The sequence below is a fragment of the Hydrotalea sp. genome, assembly GCA_030054115.1.
GTDB lineage: Bacteria > Pseudomonadota > Alphaproteobacteria > JASGCL01 > JASGCL01 > JASGCL01.
Genome location: JASGCL010000006.1, coordinates 52,137 through 57,140 on the forward strand (window position 1 = coordinate 52,137; position 5,004 = coordinate 57,140).

Sequence of the window (5,004 nt, forward strand, 5' to 3'; positions counted from 1 at the left end):
AATATATATGGTAAACCCCCTCCCCCAAAAAGGAGGGAGGAAATGGAGGAGGAGGCTAAGGGCGATAAACTTAAAAAGTTATCGCCCCGACGGCATTGATATGGGAATGCTAATCCAAAATTACAAGGCGGTAATTGTCTTTGTCCGAAAATAATTTTCGCAACATCTGATTGTTTAAAAAATGGCCGCCGTGCGCCGATTGATATTTGCCAATGATGCGATGCGGCGACAGGGCCAAATCGCCAACGATATCCAAAAATTTATGGCGCACGAATTCATCGGGGAAGCGTAAGCCGCCCGGGTTCAACACGCCATCATCGCCGGCCACCACCACATTGTCGTAGGTGCCACCGAGGCCAAGGTTGTTGGCCTTTAACAGGGCAACATCGGCCTCCATGCAAAATGTGCGCGCAGACGCAATATCTTGAAAAAAATAATCGCGACTGACCAGGCTTTTTAATCTATCCTTGCCGATCGCCTTCGCCGGGTAATTAATCGCGCAATCGATGTCCAAAAATTCGGCGGGGTCAAGGGTCGCGGTCATGCCCTTTTCCTGCACCTCAACCTGTTTGACAACTTGCAAATAGGTGCGGCGATAGGGCTTGCCATTGCGTTGCATGACCAAGCCAGCCTTGGTAAAGGGCGCAAAATAATCCTGCGCCGAACCATCAAGAATTGGCACCTCGTCATTATCGATTTTAATCAAGGCGTTATCAATGCCAAAGGCAAAAAGCGCGGCCATCAAATGCTCGACCGTGTTAACGCACACCCCGTCGTGGTTGGCAATGCGGGTCGAAAATTTTGCCGACACCACGTTGGAAAACAACGCGGGGACAATGGCATCTTTGCTTGGGTCGTTCTTTGCCACATCGGCGCGGCAAAATTTAATACCATGGTCGTGCGGCGCGGGTTCAATCGTCATGGTGGCCAACTTGCCATTATGCAGGCCAACCCCCTGCAACGTAACCTTTTCCTTCAGCGACCATTGATAGGGCGAATAAACCATATCGCCCGCCAGCAAACTGGGGAGCAAGGCAACATGCCCCACCGGTTGCGCCGACAGGGCGTCAACCATGCCATCAACAATCGGCAGAATCTTAATCGCCGATTTGACCGCGCCAGCAAAGGGCGCGCGGCCATTAACTGGGGCAACGCGGGCGGTGGCATCCGCATGGGCAAGGTTATTTAAATTATTCATAGATTAAATTATATACGATTCCATTCGATTTATAACCCGCCGAAATGTTAAATTATATGAAGCAACCTTAATCAATAACCATACGGTGCGCCACCCTCAAACATAGAAGCGTGCCCTCAAGCAGCGAAGCGTGCCCTCAAGCAGCGAAGCGTGCCCTCAAGCAGCGAAGCGGTAGGGCAAATATATTGGGCAAATATATTGGGCAAATATATTGGTCAAAATAATCGCAATTATCGTTGGCTGACGGCAAAGCCCATTTTTTGCCACAGGGCAAGGGTTTCCTGGCGCAAGAAAATCACCTTAACCGGCGCGGTGCCCACCCCGTAATAGCCGATTAAATTGGCCGCCTGTTTCGACATATCGAGTATGCGGTTTTTGGCAAATGGCCCGCGGTCGTTGATAACCAATTTTATCGCCGCACCGGTGCGCAAGTTGACTATCACCGCCACCGCCGGCAGGGGCAATGTGCGGTGCGCCGCCGACACCAACCCCATGTTAAATTGCCCACCGTTGGCGGTATCCTTGCCATGGAAATCATCGCCATACCACGATGCCATACCGCTTTCGACATAATCGGTGCGGGGAAAAAATGGGCGGAATTCCTGGCCCTCGATAGCATAGGGGTTGCCGACTTTTGGTTTGCCAAAAAATGGCGCGGTGCGGTCGTTAAAGGGCGGCACAAAATTGCCACGCGCCGGGTTAAATTCCATGCCAAATTGCGCGTCAATTTTTTGTTTCAGGGTGGGGCTTGGGTTTTGCACATCGCCCGCATTGTCGGTCGTCTTGTCATCATTGCCCTCACCGGTCGCGGTATCAACCTGCGCTGATGTGACGCCATTGCTATTATTATCTTGCGCGTAACCGACCATCGGCTTGACCATCGGCCTTAGGCACAACATACAAATCGCCAGGCCGAATGCGACGCGGCGCGGCGTTAGCCGCCAGCGGTTTGAATAAAAACTATTTTTTAATATCATGGTTCTATCTCTCTTTATTACGGCTATTTTTGCAAAAAACAAGCCAGCACGGCAAATTAATGGCCAGGCTTTACAAATTGATTTTTTTAGCCATATAAGTTAAATAAAAAAAATGCTAAGCGTAAAAAACCAACCATCAAAAAACACCACCGACAAGAAACAGGGTGATGCGCCGCTTTCCAGTATTTTTAGCGATGAAAAAAAAACCACCAGCAATAACCCGATTGAGGCTATAGCGCAAAATTCACCGCAGTGGAAGGATTTGGTAAAAACCATCCGCCGCAAACTTCTTGGCCGCCAACCGGTCGCGGCGATTTTACCGCTTATCAAGCCGCTGTCGCCGCCCGACATGGCCGAATTGATTCACCACCTGAATAATCGGCAACGTCTACACTTCATCGACCTGATGATTGACCATATCAACCCTGAGGTTTTTACCCATGTCGACGATTCGGTGTTGGCCAAAATTTTGCCCAAATTGCCGACGCGGGTTTGGCAAAACCTGCTGAAAAAATTGGAAAGCGACGACGCGCTCGATTTGATTGAGGTCTTCAACGAAAAGCAACAACAGAAATTATTATCCTTTATCCCACGGCAAGATCGCGCCGAGTATAATTTTGTCTTGAGCCTGCCCGATGACACCGCCGGTAAATTGATGCGCCACGAATTGGTCACCGCCCCCAAATTTTGGACGGTCGGGCAAATGATTGATTTCTTGCGCGACAAAAAAAACAAAACCCCCGACCTGTTTCACAATATTATTATCGTCGGCCCGTCGCACCGGCCGATTGGTATTTTGCCGGTGTCGCACCTGTTGCGTGCCAACCGCCCGACCCCGTTGGCAAAACTGATGATAAAAGATTTCCAACAGATTCCGGTCGAAATGAACCAGGAGGATGTGGCGCGTATTTTTGACCGCTATGGCCTGGTCGAGGCACCGGTCGTCGATTCATTCAACCGGCTGGTCGGCACCATCACGGTCGATGACGTGATGCAGGTGATGGAGGAAGAATATGAGGAAGACATCATGCGGCTCGGCGGGGTGCAAGATGGCGATTTCCACAAACCGATTATCCACACCACCTATTTCCGTTTTATTTGGTTGTTTGTCAATTTGTTGACGGCGGTTGCCGCGTCGATGGTGATTAATGTTTTCGAGGCAACCATCGAACAATTGGTCGCCCTGGCGGTGTTGATGCCGATTGTGCCCAGCATGGGCGGCAACGCTGGCACGCAAACCACCACCGTGGTGGTGCGCGCCCTGGCGACCGGTGATTTGGTCAGCACCAACACGTTAAAAACATTATGGAAGGAAACCGCCGTCGGCTGGTTGAATGGTATCCTATTTGCCTTTATCGTTGGCGGCATGGCCTATGCTTGGAAGGGGTCGTTGCTCATGGCCTATGCCATTTCCGGGGCGATTATCATTACCCTGGTTGCCGCCGCGGTGTTCGGCGTGCTTATCCCGCTGGCTTTAAAATTCTTTAAGCAGGACCCGGCGATTTCCTCCACGGTGTTTTTAACGTGGGTTACCGACACGGTTGGTTTTATGTCATTTTTGTTAATGGCAAAATTATTAATGGGATAAAAATTTTATGTCACAGCATCAACCCGCGATGACGCGGCAACAATGGGGCTCGCTGTTTATTATTTCGGGCATTTGGGCTTGGTCGTTCGTGGTTTATAAGGTCATGGGCGAGGTTTACCAACCGCTGATGATTGCCTTCATCCGCTGTGCGATTGGTGCGGCCTATTTGCTGTGTTACCTGTGGTATAAAAAAATATCGCTTTTTACCTACAAACAATATTTTCCAATGTTGTTGTTGCTCAGCATCTTGGGCAACATCATTCCCTTTACCCTGTCGGGGCTGTTGATAAAGGACGTCGGGTCGGCGGTATCGTCGATTATCAATTCCATCAACCCGATTTTTACCGCGGTGTTGATTAGAATATTTTACGACCATCACCGCCTGTCGCTTGGTCGGTTTTCGGGCATTTTATTATCACTGCTGGGCATCACCATCATGATTGGCGTCGATGGCTTAATCCACGCGCAACATAATAATTGGGTTTACCTTGTCAAGGAAATGTCCTTGATGTTGGTCGGATTTTCTTTTTCGGTGCAGGCAACCTTGACGCGCCGCCGCGATATACAAAAACTTCCGGCGGTGGTGATGGTCGCCAGCCAAAATATTTTTTCGACCATCATCCTGTTGCCGATTATATTTATTTTTGACAAACCCCTGTCTTACCCATTCCCGCCGAGTTTGGAAATGATACTGATGGCGGTTGTCTATAACGTATTTTCGATGGGTTATGCCTATATTATTTATTTTAACATGATTAGGAAGGCCGGCGCGGTCAATGCCTCCCTGACCGCGATGATTATGCCGCCGATTGGCATTTTTTACGCTTATCTTTATTTTGGTGAACAATTGGCCAGCCACCAATTGCTCGGCTTAGAATTCATCACCCTGGGGCTGGTGGTAATCGACGGCCGCCTGCCAAAATACATTGCGAAGAAATTGCGCCTTCAAGTAGCGAAGCGTGCCCTCAAGTAGCGAAGCGGTAGGGCAAAATATATTGCGCCCTCAAGTAGCGAAGCGGTAGGGCAAATATATTGCGCCCTCAAGTAGCGAAGCGTGCCCTCAAGTAGCAAAGCGTGCCCTCAAGTAGCGAAGCGTGCCCTCAATTAGCGAAGCGTGCCCTCAATTAGCGAAGCGTGCCCTCAAGTAGCGAAGCGATAGGGCAAATATATTGGGCAAATATATTGGGCAAAATATATTGAGCAAAATAATCGCCCGCGCCAAACGCGCCCTGGCATAGGTG

Annotated in this window: 4 protein-coding genes; 2 read left to right on the forward strand and 2 right to left on the reverse strand. The window is 49.7% G+C overall.

Going from position 1 to position 5,004, the window contains the following annotated elements:
* Positions 1-109: 109 nt before the first annotated feature.
* Both lpxC and QM529_02480 read right to left on the reverse strand, forming a co-directional pair.
* Positions 110-1,198 carry a UDP-3-O-acyl-N-acetylglucosamine deacetylase gene (gene lpxC / locus QM529_02475; GenBank protein MDI9313529.1) on the reverse strand — a complete coding sequence of 363 codons (1,089 nt, stop codon included), beginning with the start codon at positions 1,196-1,198 and terminating at the stop codon, positions 110-112.
* 230 nt (positions 1,199-1,428) lie between these two features.
* A complete protein-coding gene (locus QM529_02480; protein MDI9313530.1) occupies positions 1,429-2,175 on the reverse strand; it encodes a septal ring lytic transglycosylase RlpA family protein in 747 nt (248 codons plus the stop codon).
* A 112-nt stretch (positions 2,176-2,287) separates the two neighbouring features.
* Here QM529_02480 and mgtE point away from each other — a divergent pair, with 112 nt between their 5' ends.
* Entirely contained in the window at positions 2,288-3,763 is a 1,476-nt protein-coding gene (mgtE, locus tag QM529_02485) for a magnesium transporter (protein MDI9313531.1), read from the forward strand.
* A 7-nt stretch (positions 3,764-3,770) separates the two neighbouring features.
* Positions 3,771-4,736, forward strand: coding sequence for a DMT family transporter (locus QM529_02490; GenBank protein MDI9313532.1), 966 nt, complete (start codon positions 3,771-3,773; stop codon positions 4,734-4,736).
* Positions 4,737-5,004: the final 268 nt, after the last annotated feature.